The sequence below is a fragment of the Treponema parvum genome (assembly GCF_017893965.1).
Classification (GTDB): Bacteria; Spirochaetota; Spirochaetia; order Treponematales; family Treponemataceae; genus Treponema_D; species Treponema_D parvum.
Genome location: NZ_CP054142.1, coordinates 522,104 through 540,306, shown reverse-complemented (window position 1 = coordinate 540,306; position 18,203 = coordinate 522,104). Strand labels below are relative to the sequence as shown.

Genomic DNA, 18,203 nt, shown 5'->3' with positions numbered 1-18,203 from the left:
GTGCATAGCCCCACACAACATGGGCACATAAGCCCATGCATTTCTATAGTATGTCCTTTCGGATTGGGACTAATTCAATCCAATTCAAATAATATTTTTAAGGGAGAAGATGTATGAAAAAATTTAACTCAAACAAAAACAAGAAAGCATTTGCTTTGAAAACGAAGGGAGCCGCGGCGCTCATCTTAGCCGCAGTTTTGGCATTGGTCTTTACAGGCTGCCCGAATAATGCGGGCGGAAGCGGTTCGGGCAGTGCCACGCCGCCTGCACCCCCTGAAATCGTATACGAGTTTGTAGACATTCAAGGGGCAACCATTACGGGCGTTGACCCTGACTACACCTTACCCGGAACTGGGGCTCATTGGAAAGGTGTATTTATTAAAGACCGGAAGGTAAAATTAAGCACCTACATGCTGGGCAAAACAGAGGTAACGTATAAACTGTGGAAAGAAGTCTACGACGAGGCGGTAAAACCTGAACATGGGTATGTATTTGCCAATGCGGGGCAAAAAGGCAGTGATGGAACCGGAAGTGAAGATGAGCCTGTAACGACTATAAACTGGCGGGACTGCATTGTGTGGTGTAATGCGTATACTCAAATAAAGCTGGGCTCCGATGAGCAATGCGTATACCGCAAAAGCAAAACCGATTCTACCGTATTAAAAAATGCGACTGATACAGCTGCTTGCGATGCCGCCTATGCCGATATGAGTAAAAAAGGCTTTAGACTTCCTACTGAAGCCGAGTGGGAATATGCGGCCCGCTGGCAGGGAAGCGATAAAACAAATGCGGTGCAATACGGCGATGTATGGCTGACCAAACTAAACAGTGCAAGCGGAGCAAAAGCCGACTGGAATGATGCGGATGAGACAAAAGCCGTTGCATGGTATAGTGGTAATTCAGGAGGAAAAACTCATCCTGTAGGAAAAAAGAGAGCGAATGCACTCGGTTTACACGATATGAGCGGTAATGTCTGGGAATGGTGTTTTGATAGGTATAAGGATGCCCCTGCATCAAACGATAGTGCTTATGAGCAAGGTGGTATTGTTACCGATCCTCAAGGTGCCGCGTCAGGCTCTAGCCGCGTCAGGCGCGGCGGCAGTTGGGGCTACAACGCGTACGACTGCACTGGGGGCAAGCGGGACTACTTCAGTCCTGGCATCAGGAACGGCAATCTTGGTTTCCGCCTGGCGTGTCGGCCTTGAGCCGATGAAAAATGTACGTCCTGTACATTTTTCATCTTAGAGTTTTAGACTTGCGTCTAAAACTCTTGGAAGTTTGAAACCACCGCCATCCGTAGCGGTTGGAGAATGTACATCCGTGTCCGATTTTGAGTTTCGAGTTTTTCCTCACGGCAAAACATCGCATACAGACGGTTTTTAGCTCGCAATTTTGAAAAATTGCTCGCAGCTAAAAAGATAAACAAACCTTCCCGCGTTTCTACGGGTTCTTAGGGGCAGGTATGGAAATCGGACGTCCTGTCCGATTTCCAACTCGAGTTTTGGCAGGCTCACCGCCTGCCAAAACATCGATTACTTACGGCTTTTCCGTACATCCATGTACGGAACATACCGCATTGTTTGAATGTACATAAAAAAGCTGCATGTTCGCAGCGCGGGAAAAAGAGGGGGTTATAGGGGGAGAAAAACCTTGCTCTGAACGAGGTGTTTTCTCCCCCTAAAAGAGGAGGTTTTCAAGATGAAAACAAGTTCAAAACACAAGGCACTCGCCTTTTTGGGAGCAGCTTTTGTGCTGTTCATCGCAATTATGTTCACCGCCTGCCCGAATAACGCGGGAGGAGGCGGAACGCCGCCCACACCGCCCGATGTAGGTTCTTTTGAAGATGCAGGGGATTTTGTAAAAATAATACCGCCTACAAGAGGCATCGTCGGCCTTGACCCTGACTACACCTTACCCGGAAATGAAGCCGAGTGGAAAGGCGTATTTATTAAAGATCGCACGGTAAAATTAAGCACCTACATGCTGGGCAAGACGGAGGTAACCTATAAACTGTGGAAAGAAGTGTACGATTGGGCGGTACAACCTGGACATGGTTACAAATTTGAAAATCCAGGGCAAAAAGGCAAAGACGGAACAGGAAGCGAATATGAGCCTGTAACAACTATAAGCTGGCGGGACTGCATGGTATGGTGTAATGCGTATACGGAAAAAGAAAAAGGAATAGAGCAATGCGTATACCGAAGAAATGATGATGCGGTATTAAAAGACGCAACGGCAGAAGATGATTGCAAATATGCCGAGCCCCGTATGGATAAAAAAGGCTTTAGGCTTCCTACCGCTGCCGAAGGGGAATATGCAGCCCGCTGGCAGGGAAGCGACAGCACAAATGCGGCACAATACGGAGATGTATGGCTTACCAAAGTGAACAGTGCAAGCGGAGCAAAAGACAAGTGGGACACGGATGAGACAGGAGAGGTTGCATGGTATAATCGTAATTCAGGAAGTAAAACTCATCCTGTAGGAGAAAAAAGAGCGAATGCACTTGGTTTATATGACATGTCGGGAAATGTCTTGGAATGGTGTTTTGATTGGTATAAAGAAACGATAACAATCGAAGCGGTTACCGATCCTCAAGGTCCCGCGTCGGGCGAGCGCCGTGTTATACGCGGCGGCTATTGGGACTGGGGTGCAAAGACCTGCACTGTAGGCATACGGAACTACGGCAACGACAAGGGCCCCTCTATTGGCTTCCGCTTGGCGTGGCGCCCCTATAGATAAAACTTGAAACGCCGAAAATCGAAAAATCGCCTTAAGAAATTATCGGTCGAATTATCATTGAAAAATTTAACCAACATCTATATGCTGTAATAAATATGTCCGACATCGCTGAACCGCGCAAAAAGACATCTTTAACTTCTGCGGGTATAAAACTTTCCATATTAATCTTGTTGTCAAGGCTTTTGGGGCTTATTCGGGAAATGACAAAGGCTTCCTTTCTCGGAACGGGTCATCTGGCGGACGCCTTTTCCATCGCTTTTTTGATCCCAAACTTGTTCAGACGCCTTTTTGCGGAAAACAGCATATCCGTCGCGTTTATTCCGACTTTCCGAGGATACGTAGAAGAAAACGATCCTGCAAAAACTAAAGAATTTATAGCGTCAACTTTTACAGTCGCTTCTTTTATTACGGCAATATTCGTTACGCTCGGCATGATCTTTACTCCATTTATAGTTAAACTTTTTTTTAATAAAACCGACACGCAGACATTGCAGGAAACAATTATCCTGACAAGAATAATGTTCCCCTACCTTTTCGTGATTTCTACGGCGGCGTTTTTTCAGGGAATACTTAACGGCGTAAATATTTTCTCACCTTCGGGCGCAACTCCGATTCTGTTCAACATTGTCGTCATCTCTTCAACTTACATATTATCGCCGCATACGGCAAATCCAGCACGAGCTATGGCCACAGGAGTGGTCACAGGCGGAATAATACAGGCGCTTTTTCAACTGCCGTTTGTTTTAAAGACAAATTGGAAGATTAAACTGGCGCCTCTAAAAAAATCGTTTTCAAATCCGGGAACGAAAAAGGTTATTACGCTCATAGGGCCTACTATCGTAGGGATGGCCGCATACCAGTTAAACGACATAGTCTCTACAGCTTTGGCGGGCAAAGCAGGCACGGGAATTGTTTCGAGTCTGCAATATTCTCTTCGCCTTCAGGAACTTATTTTGGGAATTTTCGCCGTTTCCATAGGCACCGTGATTCTTCCGGATTTATCGGGGCTGGCGAAAAAAGAAGACTGGGAAAACTTTAACAATATGCTGCTCAATGCCGTAAAAATCATAATGCTCATAACGATTCCTGTAACTTTTTATTCTCTTGTTTCGGGACGGGAGATAATTTCACTCATCTACAAAAATAATCGCTTTAATCAAATGTCGGTTATGCTCACCCTCAGAGCCTTTAATTTTCACATTTTAGGACTGTGTTTTATCGCCTTGAACCGCGTAATTGCGCCGGCGTTTTACGCCCAAGGGTGTACGAAAAAACCGACCATGGCGGGAATACTCGGTTTTGCCGTAAATATCTTTCTGGCGTTTTTGCTTGTCGGCAAGATGAAAGGCGGAGGCATCGCGCTCTCCTTGACGATAGCAAGTTTTGCCAACACCGTTTTTTTATTTGTGTTTTTAAACGGAATAAAAACAATCTGTGTGGCAAAGATCGTAAAGTCATCGCTTTTATATCTTGCAAAATTGACTTTTTTTTCTGCAACAGCGGCGATTCCCGCGTTTTTTACGCTGGAATTTCTAAGAGTTCACTTTTCAGGCCGTGCAAAACTCATAGCCTACGGGCTGCCGCTTGCTATAACGGCGGCGGTTTTCAGCACGACGGGAATAATTTTGCTTGTAATCAGTAAAGACAATATAGCGCGAATAATCATTCACAAGATCGGGAGAAAAAAATGACCGCAATACAGGACGACCGGTTACAAAAAATATACGCTCAGAGAAGGGCAAAACTTGCCGCACAGATGAAAAAATACGGGATAACGGCTGCAATTTTTGAAGATACGGAATCCAGACGCGACGCGTGCGTAAGATATTTTACCGGGCACCCGGCAGACGCCTTATTCATATTCTTTGACGACGAAAAAAATTTTTTAATTCCGTGGGATGAAAATACCGCAAAATGTCACGCTCACGTCGATAACATTATCGCCTATTCTCAGTATGAAAGGCAGAGTACAAGGGCTGTAAAAGCCGTTTTAAATTCCATGAACATTCAAGGAAAACTCGTAGCGGAACTTCCGGACTGTACGCCTTATCCGCTTTTTTTGCAATACATAGATACGCTTTCGGGATGGGATGTTCGATGCAGGGAAAACAGCCTGCACCAGCAAGCACGTTCCATGCGTGCGATAAAGGATGATTACGAAGTCGAGTGCATAAAAAACGCCGCTCGCGTTACAGATAAGATTATTGATCTTATCGAAGAAAAAATAAGATCCGGCGATATAAAAACGGAAACGGACGCGGCTCTTTTTATCGAAGCGGAATGCCGCAAAAACGGATGTGAAAAAACGGGGTTCGACACGCTTGCGGCAGGCGGCGCCCGCAGTTTTGCCATTCACTGCTTTCCCAATTATACGGACGGGCAATGGCCTACAAACGGACTTTCCATCTTAGACTTCGGTGTGGTTTACGACGGTTATACGAGCGATGTTACGTTGACCGTAGCAAAAGGAAAACTTTCGGCCGCGGCGGAACGGCAGATAAAGTTGGTGCAAAAAGCTTACGACGAATGCTTAAAACTTTATAAAAAAGACGTTCCGATTATCGCAGCGTCCGCAAAGGCGGAAGAAATATTTTCAAAAGCAAAGCGGGCGATGCCGCATTCTTTGGGACACGGAATCGGTCTTGAAATTCATGAAGAACCCTTTGTAAGCAAACGCTCTTCCGCAGAAAAAAAATTTATTCCGGGAATGGTCGTTACTCTCGAGCCGGGATTATACAACCCCATAACAGGCGGCGTCCGACTGGAAAACGACATATTGATCACCGAAGAGGGAAACACGGTTCTGACTCATTCAAGAATAATACGAATGTAAGCCTGTTTTGCCCGAAACTCGTCGTTTAACGAGACCGCGATATTTCAGCGATCGAAGTTAAACTTTCCTTAAAATGCAACAGTCGAACAAAATGTCAATTTTGAAGACTGTTGCATTCGTGCGCTTTTTGCGCACAGTTCAATAAACGAGTTTTCAATAGAAAACTCGAAATTAAAAGCGCCGCGCCTATTCAGCGGCGTCTTTTAAATTTTCCTTAGCCTCTTTTAAAATCGTGTTTAAAGCCGCCGTAAGCGTTTTATCGGTAAGCTCGTCTGACATTTCCGACATGATATCCAACACTGCGGAAGTTAAACCGGCTCCCGAAAGCTCCGGATCATGCGCTTCTTCGGTTGATTGTTCGAGCGTGGGATCGGATCCGCGTATTTCCTGTGCGGTTGCAAGAAGGCCATGCCTGCCCTCAAGTTTTGAAACCACATAATCCATGCGGATCCTATCCATGCTTTCCATAAAGACGGATTTTTTTTCGGGCGGAAGACAGGAACTGAGCATTTGAAGCCGTTGAAAAAGTTTAAGAAGTTCGGTTTTATTTTCCGCCGTTTCGTCCATGCCGGAATCTTCGGTAAAATCGCCCGGAATATCCTCTAAGTCGTCTTCCGCAGGTGAAAGATCGTCCTCCAAGACGTCGGCATCTTCTTCGGGCACGGCGGAAAGTTCGGCATCCTCATCCGCCGGTTCGTCAGCAGATAAGACATCATCGCCTTCTTCATGTTCTTCGTCATAACCGCCGACGGCCTTTTCCGTTTCGTCGTAAATAATACCCGCATCGGACGGCTCTTCATCGTCAGCAATCAAGTCTTCAGGCGGAATGAATTCCATGTCTTCATCTGTCGTTTCGTCCGCAATCTCCGTGTCATCCGCGCCAATATCTTTTTCATCGGACAAAACTTCATCGTCGTCGGCTAATGTTTCTGCATTTTCGATGTCAAAATCTTCGTCAAACACGGCAGACTCATCTTCGGACAGGGTTTCGGCATCCTCGTCGCCAAGAACTTCTTCGTCTTCAACGGGAAGTTCGACATTTTTGGCTAAAGGCTCGTCATAGTCGGAACCGTCATAGGCTTCCTTAAGCTCGGCGGGCACATCTTCGTCCTGCGCATTTTTTACACTCTCCGCCGCTTCCTGCGCGGCCTGTGCAGCTTCCTGCGCTTCTTCAGCCGATTTTTTTGCTTCTGCAGCGGCCTTTATCGCTTCTTCGGAGGCCTCCTTTGCAAGACTGTCAAAATCTTCGGATCCTTTAGCGTCTGAATCCGTGCCGAAATCGGCTTTTTTATCGCCGGTATCGTCTTCTTTATAATCGTCATCTGTAAAACCGCCTAAGTCTTCTTCCCAATCGTCAGAGCTTGCAGGTTTTTCGGGCGCTCTCTGAGAAGGAGTCCTGTCGGGCGTCCTTTCGGGAAGCGACCGGGGTTTTGACTGTTCTCCCAAACCCAATATGTCGTCGTCTTCGATATCTTCCATTTCAAATCCGCCTCTTCCGTCGGCAGGTTCGTCAAACGGCCCGCTTCTTCTTTGCGGTTTCCTGTCGGGTTCAACAGGGCCGCCGTCATCTATCAAACTATTCAAGCCTATGGGCTTTTCATCGTCGTCTTCAATGTCTTCGTCATCCGCAAACTCGAGACCTTCGTCTTTCGCAATAACAGGATGTTCGTTGCCCCACGCGTCAAAATCAAATTCCTCGGATTCAAAATCATTGCCGTTTTTGTCTTTATGAGAATTTTCAAAAAGCGATTCGTCTATGTCCATTGAAACGGCGGGAATATCATCTTCAAAATCGATCTCTTCCATTTCTTTTTCCTCTTCCGCCTTTCTAAGATTTTCTTCCGTCACTTTTTCGCCGAGCCGTTTTACGGCTTCAAGAGCTATGGCATTGTATCTGTCATATTTTAAAACCTTATGATAACAGGCTAAAGCCGTTGACGCCGCATCGGAAATTTCTGAAATGGTTGCAGCGATCAAAAGTCCCGACGGTTCCGTAGGCTTTATCTTAAGATATCTATCTATATAGCGCTTGGCCTTTGTTGTATTGCCGATCTGTTGGCAGCGAAGAGAAGCATCCTTTAAATAATCGGCATACGAAGGATTTACGGATTCGATTTCGGCGTATGTCTCTTCCGCTTTACCGTCGTTTCCTACACACAGATAATACTGTCCGAGCAAATTAAGCGCTTGTAATCTCTGAGGAGATGTTTTTAAAACAGTATTTATCCTTTTCAACGCGGCTTCAAAATGTTCCGAACTCAAAAGCACATGAGCGTATTTTTCCTTAATGTCAATATCGTCCGGTTCGGCGGATTCAAGCTGTTGCATAAGCTCAACCGAACGCGCCTTAACGCCGAGTTTTTCATTCATCAAGGCTGCTCCCAAAACGGCTTTTTTTGATCCGGCGTCAATTTCAAGAGCTTTGTTATATGAATCCAAGGCCGCACGGTAATCGCTTTGGGAGGAAAGACAACGTCCCATAAGTATGTGCAAATTCACATTCTTCGAATCAAAATCAAGGGTTTGGCTTAACATGCGTTCCGTAGTCTTTCTGTGTTTTGTGCGCAAAAGAAGTTTCGCATATTTTTCAATGGCTTCCTGCCAGCCAGGCCGCGCCCGCAACGCCGCCTTGTATGCCGCAGCGGCGTTATCGTTTTGTTTTAAAGCTTCAAAGCTTTCCGCCAAATTTAAATTCAAAACAGGATGATTCGGATCGATCTTAAGACCGCGGCGATATATACTGACTGCAGCGACGTGATCGTTACGAAGCGCGTATATCACGCCCATATGGTTATAGGCAAGAACATCGTTGGGATTTTCTTCTATTGCAGCACGAAAACAGCTTAAAGCTTTTTCATACTCGCCCATAAATTTATATGTAAAACCGAAGTTGTAGTTTATCTGCGGATCCGACTTGTTGATTTTTTCGGCTTTTTGCAAAACCGAAAGCGAATCTTCAAACCTTTTCATGCGCCGGTAAATACCGCCGAGATCTACCAAAGCGTTAAAATTATTGGGATCGATTGCTATGATCTTTTGATAATAAGGCAGCGCCTTTTCATCGTTTCCGCTTTTGACATATGTAGAGCCCAGCTTAAACATGAGGATTTTGCTGTCGGGCTTTTTTGAAAGCAGAGATTTATACAGTCTTATTGCAAGAGAAAAATCTCGAGCCGTAGTCGCGTCATCGGCTCTTTTAAGGATAACTTCAGTATTTGACATATGCGCTCCTGCTCGTTCATTGTTTTTTCGGACGGGCAAAAACTTCCTTTGAAAGCATCCCGTTTATCCTGTCATCATAAGCCGACCACGACGATACGGCAAAATAATAGATAACACCGTTTTTAAGTCCCGTAAGTGTAAGGCTTGTGGATTTTCCCGTATTTATAGGAGAAGCGCCTTCAAGCGCATACCGTCCCAAATACTCACCGGGGCGTTCCCCATAATATACATAATATCCGCCCGCACTGTCATCAGCGGAATGGTCCCAACTTAAGGTAACCGAACCGTCGCCAGCTTCAGCCTGAACAAAAAGAGGAGGCAGCGGAGGCGAGATTTCATCGTAGTTTAAAATCACCTGTGTAACCGACGGTGTAGTACGCCCGCCGCCGTCAGGATACAGCTGTACCGCAAGCTGAAAAAATCCGCCCTTTATCCCTGAAACGGCTTTGCCGCTTTCAACATGGATCCACTGAGGATAAGAATCCGTCCAGCCGAATTTGTTTTCGCCGCCGCGCACATAAAGCTGAACTTCCGTCTGAGGCGGAACGTCCGCAATCGCTTCCACCGAGGTAAGAACCGACCCCTGCTGCACGCGCATCGGTTCCGTTTCAAAACGGCCGCCGTCGATCTTATACATATCGCGTACGGTAACAAAATCTTCTTTTGCATCATCGGAGATTTCCCCCGGCAGCGCTTTTACTATGCGAAAATCATCCATACGCCCCGTATACTGCGGGCACAGCGATATGTCGGCAGGCACTCCCAGAATCATGCGATAAGTATCGCCTCCTTCGCGCCCCGTGGAAGTAATATACTTTAAGTCTTCCGTTATGCCGTCAACCCTGTATTCAAGCAATCCGAATTCTTCGTCGTAACTGATTTTATGATAAGACCAAACGTCCGGAATTATTATTTTTTTTCCGGAAATTACAGCTTCGCCGTCGTTTTTCGAGTATCCTTCAAACACATTCGAAAATTTCCATTCAAGCCGATTGTTAAAAAACGTCGCCGTAATAGTCTGGTATATCGGATAACCTGCTACGGTTCTGGAAGATCGCCACGAAAAAAGCCGCTCGCCGTTTTCGGCGATAGACGGAGCGATCCAAAACTCTATGGAAAAAGAGCCTATTCTTCCCGCCCCGCCGAACATGGTTCCTCTTTTACCCGATAAGAGCATTCCTTTCCCCGTACCGCGGCTTAACGCCGCCCGTTTGCCCATGATACAATTATCCGTAAGAACAAGATCGTTTGCAGAGATTTCATAATTTCCGACGGAATCGGTCATAGCAGCATTTTCAAAGTCAAGAAACAGATCCGTAAAATCCGAAACGGGAGGCGAATTGCGCGAAAGTTCTATGCTTGAATAACCGAATCTTCCTTTGCCTTCAACAACGCCGTCCGCCTTTTGAATGCTGCCCCAGCCTTCCTTTCCGCCTAGAGTCAACGTTTTTGGAACTGCAAAAAGATTATATACCAAAAACACTGGACAAACGCTTACCAAAATCAGTATTTTTTTCATAGTGAATATTATGAGCGCAAATACGGTATATCAACAATTACATCAAACCGCATTGCAAGCCCCTTCCTCCAGCGGAGTTTATCTTTGGCGGAACCCTGAGGGAACCGTCATTTATGTCGGCAAGGCAAAAAACCTCAAAAACCGACTTTCGTCATATTTTTCAGGACGCAAGGATATTAAAACGCGTTTACTCATTTCCCGCTCTCAAACTATTGAGTATATTACAACGGCAAACGAATATGAAGCTTTTCTTCTTGAAAACAATCTCATAAAAACGCATAAACCGCGGTATAATATAGATCTAAAAGACGGAAAATCCTACCCCGTTCTTAGGATTACCAACGAAGAATTCCCGCGTCTGTTTAAAACACGGTATATACAGCATGACGGTTCAACATATTTCGGTCCGTTCCCCGACGTGGGCGCTCTTGACACCTTTATAGACACCCTTTACAAGCTTTATCCCATAAGACACTGCAAGGTCTTAAAAAAACGCCAAAATCCCTGCATGTATTACCACATAGGACAATGCAAGGCGCCGTGCTGCTCAAAAATTTCAAAAGAGTCCTATAATGAATTTTTCGGCGAAATTTCAGGCCTTCTTGAAAGAAATGATAAAGAACATCGCGATAAACTCACGGAGGAAATGAAAAAGGCCGCAAAAAATCTTCAATTTGAAAAAGCCGCTAGACTTCGCGACGGACTTAAAGCCTTTGCCGTAATGCAAAATCAAAACATAGTCGAAGACTTTGGAACGGAAGACCGCGATTACGTAGCTTTCTATAGGGAAGGAGAGCTAGTGTGTTTTACCGTCCTCAAAATGCGCGGAGGAAAACTCTTAGGCCGCGACAATTACAGAACTGCAAGTTTGAATGAAGACGAAGATCTTATCCCTGAATTTATAAATGCGTATTACACTCAAAAAAGCGACGTTCCTCCTAATATTTTCGTACCGACGAGCAACGCTCTGCAATTCATTTCACGCCGCATAAAAGAAACTCTCGACGCCGATGTGAACATAATTCCCATTGAAGACAATATGGAAAACGCAAGCAGGCACAAGGCCGCCATGAATATGGCCTTTGAAAACGCCCATGAAGACACGATAAGAAGGCTGCGCGAACGCGGCGACATACCCGCCCTTGAAGAACTAAAAGCCGTCTTAGGTCTGGAACATCTGCCCGTTCGCATAGAAGGTTTTGATATTGCTCACATAGGCGGAAAATTTCCTGTGGCAAGCCTTATAAGTTTTTATAACGGAAACCCCGACAAAAAAAATTACAGGTATTTCAGGCTTAAGACAACCGACGGCGTTATAGATGATTTTGCTTCAATGCGGGAAGCCGCTACAAGGCGTTATACGCGTCTTGTAAACGAACAATCTGATCTTCCCGATCTCATATTGATAGACGGAGGAATCGGACAGGTGAACGCCGTAAAAGGAGTTCTTGCAGCCCTTAACCTTGACATTCCCATTGCGGGACTTGCAAAGCGCGACGAAGAAATTTACCGCCCGGGAGAAAGCGTCCCGATGTCTTTGCCCAAACACAGCGACGCATTGCGGCTTTTGCAGCGCATACGCGACGAGACGCACAGATTTGCCACGAGCAGGAATCAAAGGCTCCGCACAAAAGAAAATACCGTAAGCATTTTCAGCGAACTTCCGCATGTAGGCAAAACGAGAGCCGGCATCCTTTTAAAGGAATTTACGACTATTGAAAATTTTCATACGGTAAAACCCGCGCAAATTACGGAACTTCTTGGCGTAAACGAAGATCAGGCTAAAGAGATAATAAAGTCCGCGCAGGAACTTTTTGCGATCCGCACTCAAAAAAAAGAAAAAGCAAAAAGAATTTTACAAACGGCGGCTACGACCGTTCAAAAAGCGGAAATTTCACAGTACGCATCGGAACTCGCTTCAAAAGCCTTGCTCGCTGCAGAAGGCGAAAAAGAATATTCACACGAAGATTAGGCTTTCATTCCGCGATTATTATTTCGGGAGCGTCAGGTTCGGTCTCAAGCAGCTGGCCGCCGGTTCCGTCCGTGATTACAGCGTCTATAAGATCGGCGCCGACAGCCTTAAAATTGCACACGACATTTATCTTGTTTCCTGCGGTTACGGCGTAAACCTTGCCGGTAGTTCTTTCTATCATGGTCTGGGTTATAAGCGCTTCCTCATAAACATTAACGGTCAATCCGTGTTTGATCGAAAATCCGTCCAATCCTATAAAGCTTTTATTTGCCCAGATATTCTGAAGCACAAGCGAAGACATAAAGCCGTTCATGCTTCTTGATTTTGCCCTAAAAATTCCGCCTGTAAAAACAATATTCGCCTTTTCATCCTTATCTAAAAATCGGACTATATCGATATTGTTGGTAATAATCGTAATCTGTTTGTTGGTATTTAAAAGACTTTCAACTACGCATACGGCGGTGCTTCCGCCGTTTACGCATATAATATCGCCGTCTTCAACCAAACTTGCAGCTTTTTTACCGATCGCATGTTTTTCTTCCATGAATTCGTTAATCTTTTCCGAATAATCGATTTCCTGCAAAAAATTTTTTGAAAGCACGGCTCCGCCGAAACGGCGGGTCAAAAGTCCGCTGTCGCTTAGAATTTTCAAGTCGCGCCTTATGGTAAGTTCGCTTACTCCGAACGTCTTTGCAAGCGCGCTTACCTGTACGTGTCCCGAACCCTTTATGAGAGAAATTATTTGCTGTTGCCTTTGCGCGGGGATCATATGTCTCCTGATAAAATTTAAAATAACTTCGAATAAAGAAGGGGCCGTAAATTACAAGACCGTAAGATCATAGCCGCCCCTTTCGGATAAAACATTTTAGCTTATATAAAGGCTAAACCGAAACACCGCCTGTTGTCAACAATTCTTTTGGTAATTACATTAAAAAAAAACGCTTCGGCGTTTTTTGTCTCCGGACTTTAGCCGACGGCGATATTTCAGACAGCGCTTTTTATCGTACCTCCGTTTCCGTCACCATTCCGCGACAGTTCCGTCATAGTTGCGCCATATCGGATTTTTCCAGCGATGACCGATTTCAGCGGCTTCCAATACTTTTTCTTTATTTACTTCAATACCGAGCCCCGGAGACGCAGGTATTGAAATATAGCCGTCTTTAAACTTGAATACTTCAGGATCTTTAAGGTAGTCAAGCAAATCGGCTCCTTTGTTATAATGTATGCCTAGGCTTTGTTCCTGAATGCATACATTCGGAGTACACGCATCGAGCTGAACACAAGCTGCAAGAGCGATAGGCCCAAGGGGACAGTGCGGCGCCACGGACATATCATAAGCCTCAGCCATTGAGGCGATTTTTTTAACTTCACTGATTCCGCCCGCATGAGAAAGATCGGGCTGGATTATATCCGCATAACCGTCTTCAAACAAATTCTTGAAGTCCCAACGGCTGAACATACGTTCACCCGTCGCAATAGGCGTAGAAGTATGATTTGCAATTTCGCGAAGAGCTTCATTATTCTGCGGAAGGACGGGTTCTTCAATGAACATAAGATGATACGGTTCAAGTTCATGCGCCAAAACTTTAGCCATGGATTTATGAACACGGCCGTGAAAATCAACAGCTATATCCATTTTACTTCCCATAGTATTACGAATGGCTTCAACGCGCTTGCAGACGGCTTCCACTTTTTCGAAGCTGTCAATGTAATGCATTTCTTCAGTTGCGTTCATCTTTACGGCTGTGCAGCCGCTGTCCCACAACGCCCTTACACCCTTTTCCAAATCATCGGGACGATCTCCGCCGACCCAGCTGTACACACGCAATTTGTCGCGGCATAAGCCGCCGAGAAGTTCATAAACCGGAACTCCGAGATTTTTTCCTTTTATATCCCATAAAGCCTGGTCAATACCTGCAATGGCGCTCATTACTTCGGGGCCGCCGCGGTAAAAACCCGTACGATACATTGTCTGCCATAAATCTTCAATTTTAGAGGGATCTTTTCCAATAAGATAACGGCTGAAATCTTCAACAGCAGCTTTTACAACATCGGCGCGTCCTTCAATTACAGGCTCTCCCCATCCACAGATGCCTTCATCCGTTTCAACTTCCAAGAACAGCCATCTCGGAGGCACGATATAAAGGTTCAATTTCGTAATTTTCACAATTACCCCCTTTTTTATGTGACAAAAATCAATTACACATAACAACGGAATACCAACGCTGACCGCTGCACATACACGGCCGTTTTTTAACACAGGCTCTGCAATACCCCTATAATGTAAAACTAATTTCCAACCTGTCAAGTTTTATTTTTTATTTAAATGCAATTCAATATTGTGCTTAATTTTACAAACAATCCAAACAAAACACGAATATGTGCTATACTTTATTTTACAGAATATTTTAAGGATGGAAAATGAACGCAGACATACAGGTTTTATCTCCGAACGGAAGAAAAAAAGAATGGTTTGAAAACGAAGATTTTTGGAACAATTTCGCTCCCATAATGTTCGATGCGCAAAGATGGGCTGAAGCGCCTACGGTTGCCGACAGCGTATGCAAGATTGCAGGTTTGGGCAGAGGAAGCAGCGTTTTGGATGCGGGCTGCGGCCCGGGACGCATAGCGATAGAGCTGGCGCTTAAAGGAATTTCCGTAACGGGCGTGGATCTCATACAGTCGGAACTGGATGCAGCCTCGGAGACCGCAGAAGCGGAAAACGTAAATATAGAACTCATAAAAGCCGACCTTCGCACATATAAGTCTGAAAAAAAATTCGACGCGGCGGTCAGTTTGTATACTTCGTTCGGATACTGCGAATCCATCGAAGACGATATGAAGATTCTGAAACACATCTGCGATGCGGTAAAAGACGACGGCTGGTTTATTTTGGAATGTACAAGCAGGGAAACCGCCATACTTTATTTTACCGAAGGTGAATGGTTTGAAAGAGCGGGAAAGACCGTTCTGACCGAATTTTCCGTAACAGGCGCGTGGGAAGGACTCCTCTCAAAGTGGATATTGATCGACAACTGCACGGGCGCAAGAATCGAACACGAATTTGTGCAGCGACTTTATTCCGCTGTCGAATTAAAGCGCATGATGACGGCGGCAGGTTTTAAAAGCGCGGAAATTTACGGCGATTTTGATTTTTCTCCTTACGATCAAAAAGCGAGGACTATGGTTATTGTCGCAAGAAAATAACCGTATCTTTTGCACACGTATCTTTTATGCCGCTGCAATAAATCATTAAATCTGATATATTTTTATATATGGACAAAACAAAACCTACCGCAGCTCTTTTTGATCTTGACGGCGTAGTACTCGACACGGAATCGCAATATTCGCTTTTTTGGAAAAATATAGGCAAAACTTATCTGAATAATGAAAACATCGCAAATCAAATAAAGGGAACTTCGTTAAAATACATTTATGAAACCTTTTTTCCCGACCGAGAAAACGATCGAAAAAAAATAAGCGCCGAACTTGAAGAATTTGAAAGAAATATGAAAATGGAATTTATTTCGGGAGCAAAAAATTTTATCGAAGAACTAAGATCCCGCGGCATAAAAACGGCCGTAGTAACCAGTTCGAATTTAATAAAAATGCAGGCCGTCTATAAAGCACAGCCTGAAATAAAATCTCTTTTTAACAAAATTCTTACCGCCGAGCAGTTTAAGAAAAGCAAACCGGCTCCGGATCCGTATTTGCTCGGAGCCAGAGTATTCGACACGATTGAAAAAAACTGTGTCGTCTTTGAAGATTCCTTTAACGGACTTAAATCCGGACGCGCCGCGGGCATGCGTGTTATAGGACTTGCAACCACAAACCCGAAAAACGAAATCTCAGCTTACGCCGACTTGGTAATAAACGATTTTACCGAGCTTACCTTGGAAAAATTTTACAGCGTTCTGGAACAGTAAATTTGAAGCGGTAACAGCGATAAAAAGGCGGACATTCTGCGCGCCTCATCTGCAAATAGCGTTTGCCCTAGCGGCATAGCAGGCGTTTTTTTGAGCCTCCGGCAGATTCCCGAGCTTACCGGCCGTAAAAAAACCCCGACAAATTGCCGGGGTTCTATCTTCATCGCCTATTATCTTTGCACAAAACGCGCAAACAGCGCTAAAATTGCACTATGCAATTTTAGCGGAAGTTTAGTACATTCCGCCCATTCCACCTGCGGGTGCAGCCGGAGCCGGCGCCGGAGGCTCTGGAATATCCGTTACGGCGCATTCCGTCGTGAGCATGGTGCCCGCAATGGAAGAAGCGTTTTTCAAAGCCGAACAGGCAACCTTTGCAGGATCGATTATACCTGCGTCCATCATGTTGACCCATTCGCCGGTATAGGCGTTGAACCCTACTCCCTTCTTTTCGGACTTTGCACGGTCGGCAATAACGGCTCCGTCCCAACCGGCATTGTCAGCTATCTGGCGGATAGGTTCTTCAAGAGCGCGTTTTACGATCTTAAAACCGACCTTTTCGTCTTCGGTAAGTTCTTCGGGGATTTTGTTTAAAGCTTTGGAAGCTTCGATAAGCGCAATACCGCCGCCTGCAACTACACCTTCTTCCAGAGCCGCCCGTGTAGCCGCAATGGTGTCTTCTACGCGGAACTTCTTTTCTTTCATTTCAGTTTCAGTGTCCGCGCCGACATTGATAACGGCAACGCCGCCTGAAAGTTTTGCAAGACGCTTTTGCAGCTGCTCTTTATCATAGCTGGAAGTCGTCTTCTCAATGGCATGTTTTATCTCTTCAACACGGTCGGAAATCTTTTTCTTTTCGCCTGCACCGCCTACGATCGTGGTATTATCTTTGTCGATCTTTACGGATTTTGCCTGGCCGAGCATGGAAATATCCGCTGTTTCAAGTTTAAGGCCGACTTCGTCGGAAATAACCTGTCCGCCAGTCAAAATAGCGATATCCTGCAGCATGTCCTTTCTGCGATCGCCGAAGCCCGGAGCTTTTACCGCACAGCATTTGATCGTTCCGCGGATAGTATTCAAAACCAAGGTCGTAAGAGCTTCTCCGTCGACATCTTCGGCAATAATGACCAGAGCACGGCCGGCATTCGCAATTTTTTCAAGAAGCGGCAACAAGTCTTTCATCGTTGAAATCTTCTTGTCATAAATCAAAACATAGGCGTCTTCATAAGCCGCTTCCATAGACTCTCGGTCTGTAACAAAATACGAAGAGATGTATCCGCGGTCAAACTGCATACCTTCAACCGTATCTACGGTCATCTCCATGTTTTTTGCTTCTTCAACAGTGATAACGCCGTCTTTTCCTACTTTCTGGATTGCGTCGGCGAGCAGTTTTCCGATCTCAGGATCATTGTTTGCAGAAATCGTCGCAATATTAGTTACGTCGGCTTCGCTCTTGACGGGTTTTGAATTCTTGCGTATTTCTTCAACGGCAAGTTTTACAGCCTTGTCCATACCGCGCTTTACACCGATAGGCTGCATTCCTGCGGCAACCGCTTTTAAACCTTCGCGAACCAAGGCATATGAAAGGACCGTCGCCGTCGTCGTACCGTCGCCGGCATCGTCGTTTGTCTTTGAGGCTACTTCTTTTACAAATTGAGCTCCCATATTTTCATACGGATCTTTAAGCTCGATGTCTTTAGCAACCGTAACGCCGTCTTTTGTGATAGTCGGCGCGCCGTATTTTTTGTCCAGCATTACCATACGTCCGCATGGGCCGAGGGTAACCTTTACCGCCTCTGCGATCTGTTCCGCACCTGAAAGCAGCTTTTTACGAGCATCTTCGTTAAACAATAACTGTTTTGCCATTTCAAAACTCCTAATTTAATATGAACATTCCGATTTTTCGGACATCTATAATCGATACCATTAAAGATATAAAAATTAAAGATAATAGGCAATAATTTTTTAAAGATTTTTTCCATGCAATTTTTAATG

12 protein-coding genes are annotated in these 18,203 nt (G+C 45.2%); 7 read left to right on the top strand and 5 right to left on the bottom strand.

The window, feature by feature from the left end; genetic code table 11:
* Positions 1-113 precede the first annotated feature (113 nt).
* The 4 genes from HRQ91_RS02525 to HRQ91_RS02510 all read left to right on the top strand — a co-directional run bounded on the left by HRQ91_RS02525 (position 114) and on the right by HRQ91_RS02510 (position 5,572).
* Entirely contained in the window at positions 114-1,205 is a 1,092-nt protein-coding gene (locus HRQ91_RS02525) for a formylglycine-generating enzyme family protein (protein WP_210120116.1), read from the top strand.
* A gap of 493 nt (positions 1,206-1,698) precedes the next feature.
* On the top strand, positions 1,699-2,739 hold the full coding sequence (locus tag HRQ91_RS02520; protein ID WP_210120115.1) for a formylglycine-generating enzyme family protein: 1,041 nt from the start codon (positions 1,699-1,701) through the stop codon (positions 2,737-2,739).
* 95 nt (positions 2,740-2,834) lie between these two features.
* Positions 2,835-4,430, top strand: coding sequence for a murein biosynthesis integral membrane protein MurJ (murJ, locus tag HRQ91_RS02515; protein ID WP_210120114.1), 1,596 nt, complete (start codon positions 2,835-2,837; stop codon positions 4,428-4,430).
* Positions 4,427-5,572, top strand: coding sequence for a M24 family metallopeptidase (locus HRQ91_RS02510; RefSeq protein ID WP_210120113.1), 1,146 nt, complete (start codon positions 4,427-4,429; stop codon positions 5,570-5,572). Before murJ ends, HRQ91_RS02510 begins: the two co-directional genes overlap by 4 nt.
* A gap of 186 nt (positions 5,573-5,758) precedes the next feature.
* Here HRQ91_RS02510 and HRQ91_RS02505 read toward each other — a convergent pair whose 3' ends face one another.
* Positions 5,759-8,794, bottom strand: coding sequence for a tetratricopeptide repeat protein (locus HRQ91_RS02505; protein ID WP_210120112.1), 3,036 nt, complete (start codon positions 8,792-8,794; stop codon positions 5,759-5,761).
* Between the two features lie 16 nt (positions 8,795-8,810).
* Positions 8,811-10,313: a fibronectin type III domain-containing protein gene (locus HRQ91_RS02500; protein WP_210120111.1), complete on the bottom strand. Its 1,503-nt coding sequence runs from the start codon at positions 10,311-10,313 to the stop codon at positions 8,811-8,813.
* Positions 10,314-10,323: 10 nt separating this feature from the next.
* Between HRQ91_RS02500 and uvrC the strand changes: the two genes are divergently transcribed.
* Positions 10,324-12,285: an excinuclease ABC subunit UvrC gene (gene uvrC / locus HRQ91_RS02495; RefSeq protein WP_210120110.1), complete on the top strand. Its 1,962-nt coding sequence runs from the start codon at positions 10,324-10,326 to the stop codon at positions 12,283-12,285.
* 4 nt (positions 12,286-12,289) lie between these two features.
* On the opposite strand, the gene HRQ91_RS02490 is transcribed toward uvrC, so the two are convergent.
* Positions 12,290-13,054, bottom strand: a complete 765-nt coding sequence (locus HRQ91_RS02490; protein ID WP_210120109.1) for a DeoR/GlpR family DNA-binding transcription regulator — start codon at positions 13,052-13,054, stop codon at positions 12,290-12,292.
* 249 nt (positions 13,055-13,303) lie between these two features.
* Positions 13,304-14,452, bottom strand: coding sequence for a galactonate dehydratase (gene dgoD / locus HRQ91_RS02485; RefSeq protein WP_210120108.1), 1,149 nt, complete (start codon positions 14,450-14,452; stop codon positions 13,304-13,306).
* A gap of 254 nt (positions 14,453-14,706) precedes the next feature.
* Here dgoD and HRQ91_RS02480 point away from each other — a divergent pair, with 254 nt between their 5' ends.
* Both HRQ91_RS02480 and HRQ91_RS02475 read left to right on the top strand, forming a co-directional pair.
* Positions 14,707-15,492 (top strand): class I SAM-dependent methyltransferase, encoded by a 786-nt coding sequence (locus tag HRQ91_RS02480; protein ID WP_210120107.1) that lies wholly within the window; start codon positions 14,707-14,709, stop codon positions 15,490-15,492.
* A gap of 68 nt (positions 15,493-15,560) precedes the next feature.
* Positions 15,561-16,211 (top strand): HAD family hydrolase, encoded by a 651-nt coding sequence (locus tag HRQ91_RS02475; protein WP_210120106.1) that lies wholly within the window; start codon positions 15,561-15,563, stop codon positions 16,209-16,211.
* 231 nt (positions 16,212-16,442) lie between these two features.
* Here the strand turns inward: HRQ91_RS02475 and groL are convergent, their stop codons facing one another.
* Positions 16,443-18,074, bottom strand: coding sequence for a chaperonin GroEL (gene groL, locus HRQ91_RS02470; protein WP_210120105.1), 1,632 nt, complete (start codon positions 18,072-18,074; stop codon positions 16,443-16,445).
* Positions 18,075-18,203: the final 129 nt, after the last annotated feature.